The organism is Streptomyces sp. YS-3, from assembly GCF_045257485.1.
In the GTDB taxonomy this organism is placed as follows: domain Bacteria; phylum Actinomycetota; class Actinomycetes; order Streptomycetales; family Streptomycetaceae; genus Streptomyces.
This window is the reverse complement of record NZ_JBJHPC010000450.1, coordinates 1-5,934: the sequence shown is the minus strand read 5'-3', so window position 1 is coordinate 5,934 and position 5,934 is coordinate 1. Positions and strand designations below refer to the sequence as shown.

7 protein-coding genes are annotated in these 5,934 nt (G+C 75.3%); all 7 read left to right on the top strand.

Translation table 11 applies throughout. From position 1 onward, the window contains the following. Positions 1-1,130 (top strand): hypothetical protein (locus tag ACJA3G_RS27845; RefSeq protein WP_406555792.1); only part of this gene is annotated, 1,130 nt, incomplete at its 5' end. 13 nt (positions 1,131-1,143) lie between these two features. Beyond that, positions 1,144-1,989, top strand: coding sequence for a DUF6182 family protein (locus ACJA3G_RS27840; RefSeq protein WP_406555791.1), 846 nt, complete (start codon positions 1,144-1,146; stop codon positions 1,987-1,989). Further along, positions 1,986-2,639: a LysR substrate-binding domain-containing protein gene (locus ACJA3G_RS27835; protein ID WP_406555790.1), complete on the top strand. Its 654-nt coding sequence runs from the start codon at positions 1,986-1,988 to the stop codon at positions 2,637-2,639. The genes ACJA3G_RS27840 and ACJA3G_RS27835 overlap by 4 nt, the downstream gene beginning before the upstream one ends. Continuing rightward, the gene (locus tag ACJA3G_RS27830) at positions 2,636-3,430 is read left to right on the top strand and encodes an alpha/beta fold hydrolase (RefSeq protein WP_406555789.1); all 795 of its coding nucleotides are present in this window, start codon (positions 2,636-2,638) and stop codon (positions 3,428-3,430) included. The genes ACJA3G_RS27835 and ACJA3G_RS27830 overlap by 4 nt, the downstream gene beginning before the upstream one ends. Next, complete coding sequence (locus ACJA3G_RS27825; RefSeq protein ID WP_406555788.1) at positions 3,430-4,326, top strand: class I SAM-dependent methyltransferase; 897 nt, start codon at positions 3,430-3,432, stop codon at positions 4,324-4,326. The genes ACJA3G_RS27830 and ACJA3G_RS27825 overlap by 1 nt, the downstream gene beginning before the upstream one ends. A 28-nt stretch (positions 4,327-4,354) precedes the next feature. Then, a complete protein-coding gene (locus ACJA3G_RS27820) occupies positions 4,355-4,762 on the top strand; it encodes a CoA-binding protein (protein WP_406555787.1) in 408 nt (135 codons plus the stop codon). Positions 4,763-4,895: 133 nt separating this feature from the next. Continuing rightward, positions 4,896-5,759, top strand: coding sequence for an alpha/beta fold hydrolase (locus ACJA3G_RS27815; RefSeq protein WP_406555786.1), 864 nt, complete (start codon positions 4,896-4,898; stop codon positions 5,757-5,759). Positions 5,760-5,934: the final 175 nt, after the last annotated feature.

Sequence of the window (5,934 nt, the reverse complement as noted above, 5' to 3'; positions counted from 1 at the left end):
ACCCGGGGGCGCGCCGCCGCCCCGGGCCCGGGGCGGCGGCGCGCCCCCGGGTCCTGCTCGCCCCCGTCACGATCACCCCCTCCAAGCCGCTCATGCCCTCTCACCTCAAGGGCCTGTTCTGGACGGACGTGATGTACCGGGCCACCGCGTGCCTGGCGGACGTCGACTACCGCTTCAGCCACACCACGTACCACCTGACCGAACAGACCCTGGCCTTCTGGGAGTTCCTCGACCGTACACAGGGCGACACCGGCTACGCGGAGCTGACCGAGGACGACATCGGCTCGCTGTACGTACGCCACCGGGCGGCCAAGGACCCGGTTCCGGCCGCGGCGCTGCGCCCGTACGCCGACGCCGTGGAGCACCACGGCTGGGTGCACCCGGCCGCCACCCGCGTCCTCGAACTGTGGCGGGGCCACTACGCCGGGCTGGGCCTGCACGACCCCGGCCTCCTCGACCACCAGCCGCCCGGCCTCGGGCTGGAGGAGGCGCTGGAGCATCTGCGCGCGCGTGGGCTGTGCCTGGACCACCGGGGGCTCGGCGGCCCGGTCTACCTCGACCTGACGCGGCACGGCCTGCCGCTGCGGCAGATCGTCACCGCCGACGGACGGCCCAACTACCTCGCCTGCGCCCTGCGGGAGCTCCTGCCGCTCGCGCCGCACTACGACGAGGTGGTGTTCCTCTACGACCGCGAGCTCGACCCGGACTACCAGCTCCTCGCGCGCGTGCTCGGACCACTGGGGCCGGTCGTGCACCGGGTCACCGTGGGGCGCGTGCCGGTCGACGGCCGGATCCGTTCGGCCCGGTCCGGCGGCTGGCGGGGCGTGGACGCCAACGCGCTGCTGGACGCGGCCCGTGCCGACCACGACGAGCCGCGATCCGGCTCGGTATGCGGCTCTACTTCATCGCCACGCTGGGGCCGGGCCAGGCCCAGTCGCACCGGCCCGATCTGCTGCGCCAGTGCCTCGGGCGCGCCGAGCGCCTCCTCGCGGGCGCGCCCGCCACCGCGGAGCCCGCTCTGTCCGCACGGCTGGGCGTCCACCGCCGCGACCACACCCATGTGGATCCCTACCGGCTCACCACCAGTCTGCTGGGCCGCCGCCGTGCCGCGCCCGCGCGCGATCTGCTGAGGGAGGTGTTCCTGTGCCCCTGACCGGGCAACGGCCGCGCCCGCCGGAGGCGCCCGTACCGCTGACGCAGCGGCGGCTCCACGCCGAGGCGCTGCGGCGGATGCGGGAGGCGCGGCCCGAACTGGCCCCCGCCGGGGACGAGTCGGATACGGCCGCGCTGTTGGCGGCGCGCACCCGGCTCACCGAGCGGCCGGACGCCGACGCCGTCCAGGCGGTGGCGGTGGTGTGCCACTTCGATCCGGCGGCCTGGGTCCGCGAGGCGTCCGCCTTCGCGCTGGGGCTCGCGCCCGACGCGACGGCGGCCTGGCGCCGATCGTTCACCCGAACGGTGTACCTGGCCGGGAACCCCGCGAACCTGCTGGGCCGTTACTCCTTCGACCGCCTGGCCGAGGACGGGTCGGTCGGCTGGTGCGGCCCCGCACCGGCCGCGAGCAGTGCGGAGCTGCGCCGTCTGCTCAAGCTGTTCCTGTCCACGGCCGCGTTCCCGGTGGGCCCGCCGAGAACGGTCACGGTCCCGGCCCCGACCGCCACTCGGGGCGGCTCCGGGACACGGCGACAGCACCCGGCGCGATCAGTCGCGCCACCTCCCGGCCCACCGCCGAGGGCCGGGATCCACCGCGACCTCTATCTGGCCGTCTCGGGCGTTCGGGTGCCCGAGGCGCTCGTCCACCTCAACCACCTGGTGGCCGAGGCGGCCCTGGACGGGCTGATCTCGCCGGGCGACCGGCTGACCCTGCGCTCCGTCCCGAGCCTGACCGGCGCGACCGCGCCCTTCGCCGCGCTCCGCGTCGACATCGACCCCGCCCACCCCGACCGGCTCCGCGCCTTCGCCGCACTGACCGAGGAGACCCCCCGATGACTGACTCCGCCCCGCTTGCCGCCGACCGCCTCCTGGGCACGCCCCCGGTCCGCCTGGGCATCCACGGCTCGCCCGACCTCGCCGCCGCGATCATCCGCGCGGCGGGCCGCGACCAGAACGAGGTCGAGCTCGTCGGGTACGAGGTGGCCGACCCGTTCCGTGGACTGCGGGCGAAGGAACTGGACGTCATGATCGTCAAGTACGGGCTGCGGGAGCCCGATCTGGCGGTGAGCCGGCCCGTGGCCCTCGACCCGCGCGCGGTGATCGTCGGCGCCCACCACCCGCTCGCCACGCACGCGTCGGTGTCGGTGGAGGAGCTGGCCGCCTACGAGGGCTTCCGCTGCCCGGGCGCGTTCCCCGAGTACGTGTGGGACGAGGTGGTGCCGCCCCGCACCCCCAAGGGCCGCAGGATCCGGCGGGCGTACGAGATGGGCACGGTGAAAGGCCTGATGGGGACGCTCTCCGGGACGGACGCGGTGCATCTGACGTTCCAGTCCCTGGAGGCGGTCGCGCCGGCCCGGATGAAGGTGGTCCCGATCTTCGACCTGCCGCCCGCGCCGGTCTCCCTCGCCTGGCTGCGCACCCCCGAACCGGCCACGCACATCATGCGGTTCATCCAGGACGCCGAGAACGGGAGCACCGCGCGATGACGGCGGCGGCCGACGGCCCGGTGCCCGTGGTGCTCCTGCACGCGCTCGCTCTCGACTCCTCCATGTGGGACGCGCAGCGAGCGGCTCTGGAGCGGCGCGGCCATCCCGTCATCGCGCCCGACCAGCGCGGTTTCGGCGGCACTCCGCTCGGTGCCGGTCCGCCGTCGCTGGACGCGGTCGCCGACGACCTGGCCCGGGAGCTGGACAGGCGCGGGATCGGGCGCGCGGTGCTGGTCGGAGTGTCGATGGGCGGTTACGCGGCGATGGCGTTCCTGCGTCGGCATCCCGGGCGGGCCCGGGCGCTGGCCCTGCTCTCCACGCGGGCGCAGGCGGACGACGAGGCCGCGCGTACGGCCCGGGCGGGCTTCGCGGCCCTGATGGAGGACCCGGTGAGGGGCCCGGCGGCCGTCGAGTCCACCGTGCCCCGGCTGGTCGGCGCCACCACGCGGGCCGAGCGCCCGCAGGTGCTGGCGCGGGTCCGCGCCGTCGCGGCCCGGGCCGCCCCCGCGTCCCTGGCCTGGGCCCAGCGGGCGATCGCGGCGCGCGAGGACACGCTGGACGTTCTGCGGGGCGCCGACCTTCCGGCCGTGGTGATCATCGGGGAGGAGGACGAGCTGGTGACGGAGGCGGACGCGCGCGCGATGGCCGACGCCCTGCCCCGGGGGCGCCTCGTCGTCGTGCCGCGCGCGGGGCATCTGCCCCCGATGGAGACGCCCGAGGCGACCTGGGCCGAGCTGGACGCGCTGCTCGAAGAGTGCGCGGCACTCACCGCGGAAGGAGAAGCGCGCTGATGCCGGGCGAGGACCACCGCGGCTGGGGGTTCACGACCTCCACCGGGCTCGGTTTCACCCACCACACCATCGTCGACGCCCACTTCGAGGCGTGCCGGGACGCGTACCTCGCCCTGCTGGGCCGGGCGGGCATCCGGCCCGGCGCGCACGTCCTGGACGCGGGCTGCGGCGGCGGGGACTTCCTGCCGTGGCTGGCGGACCTGGTGGGGCCGCGGGGACGGGTCTCGGCCGTCGACCTGGCCGAGGAGAACGCCGCGCTGGCCCGGGAACGGCTGGGGCGGTGGACTCCCGCCTGCCCGGTGGAGGTGCGCCGCGCCGATCTGCTGGAGCTGCCCTTCGCGGACGCCACCTTCGACGCCGTCTGGTGCGCCAACACCGTGCAGTATCTGAGCGACAGCGAACTGGCCCTCGCTCTGCGGGAGCTGCGCCGGGTGGTGCGGCCCGGCGGCACGATAGCCGTGAAGGACCTGGACGCCCATCTGATCACCGCCCGGCCGGCGGACCCGTATCTCTTCGCGGACTTCTTCCGCGCGGCCGGACGCACCGCGGGATACGCGGCCCAGCTCCTGCGCAGCCGTGATCTCTACCGTCATCTGAAGGCCGCGGGCCTAACCGATGTGCGGCAACAGACAGTCCTGATCGAGCACTTCGCCCCGCTCTCCCCGCAGGCCAGGGCGTTCTACGCCCCGACCTGCGCCCGCCTCGCCGAGCAGGCGGCGGCGCTCGGGCTGAGCGAGGAGTGGGGCCGGTTCGCGGACCCGGACGCGGCGGACCACCCGCTGGACGCGCCCGACGGATACATCAGCGAGGGCAATGTGCTGGCCGTCGCCACCGTGCCCGGCGGACGGGAATTCCGGGAGCCCGCCACTCGTTCTGCGGGAGAGAAGCACATCTGACGGGCCCCTGGTCCGCGGGAGGCATGACGTGAGCAGCGAGCAGGAGACCATCCGCAGGATCCTGACCGAGACCGGGGACACCTGGGCGGTCGTGGGTCTGTCGTCCAACGAGCGCCGCGCGGCGTACGGAGTGGCGGCGGTGCTCCAGCGGTACGGGAAGCGGATCGTGCCCGTACATCCGAAGGCCGAGACGGTCCACGGCGAGCAGGGGTATCCGTCGCTGGACGCCATCCCCTTCGACGTCGACGTCGTGGACGTGTTCGTGAACAGCGAGCAGGCCGGGGAGATAGCCGACCAGGCGGTGGCCGCCGGGGCCAAGGCGGTCTGGTTCCAGCTCGGGGTGATCGACGAGGCGGCGTACGAGCGGACGCGCGCCGCGGGGCTCGACATGGTCATGGACCGCTGCCCGGCGATCGAGCTGCCCCGGCTCGGCTGAGCCGCCCGGGGCCGCGCCCGCGTCCCACCACCCTCCGCATCCCACCGCATCCCTCCGTCCCTGTACCGGCCGTCCCGGCGCGCTCATACTGACGCCATCCCCAGCCCCCGAACGGACCCACGGGAGGCGCGCCTTGCCGACGTTCATCCGCACCCCGGACGGCCGGAACCTGGCCGTCGAGAGCCGGGGCGACCCGCGGGGCAGGCCGGTGTTCCTGCTGCACGGCACCCCCGGCAGCAGACACGGCCCGGCTCCCCGCAGCACCGTGCTGTACCGGATGGGCGTCCGTCTCATCACCTTCGACCGGCCGGGGTACGGCGACTCGGACCGGCGCCCCGGGCGGCGCGTCGGGCACGCGGCGCAGGACGTGGCGGCGATCGCCGACGCCCTCGGCCTGGGCGAGTTCGCCGTGGTGGGGCGCTCGGGCGGCGCGCCGCACGCGCTGTCGTGTGCCGCGCTGCTCGGCGGGCGCACCGCCAGGGCGGTGGCGCTGGTACCGCTCGCGCCGCGTGACGCGGAAGGCCTCGACTGGTTCCACGGGATGACCGAGGACAACGTCCTGGCGTACACCATCGCGGCGGGCGGTCCCCGGGCGGTGGCCACCGCGTTCGAGGGGCGGGCGGCGGCGATACGGGCGGATCCGAGGGCGACGGTCACCTCGATGCACGCCATGGTGCCGGGCCCGGACCGGGAGGTGCTGGCCGACGCCGCGATCCGGGCGCTGCTGGTGCGCAACTTCGCCGAGGGACTGCGCTGTTCGGCCGACGGGTGGGTGGACGACATCCTGGCGCTGAGCTCGCCCTGGGAGTTCCGGCCGGAGGACATCCGTACGCCGGTGCTGCTGTGGCACGGCGCGCAGGACGCCTTCGCGCCCGCGCATCACACCCGCTGGCTGGCCGAGCGGATACCGGGCGCCCGGCTGGAAGTGCCGTCGGACCAGGCGCACTTCGGCGCGCTCTCGGTGTTCACCTGGGCACTGCGGTGGGCGGTGGCCTGAAGGCGCGCACCCGTGCGGCCGTCGCGCCGCGGGGTGACCGGAGAGGACCCGGCAGGGGGCCACGATGCGGCCCCGGGCCGGCTTCTCCCCGGCCCCGGCCCCATCCCCGGTCGCGCGGCTTTCCGCGGGCCCTCCCGGGCAGCCCGGGGCCGCGGAAAGCCGCGCGACAGGGGAT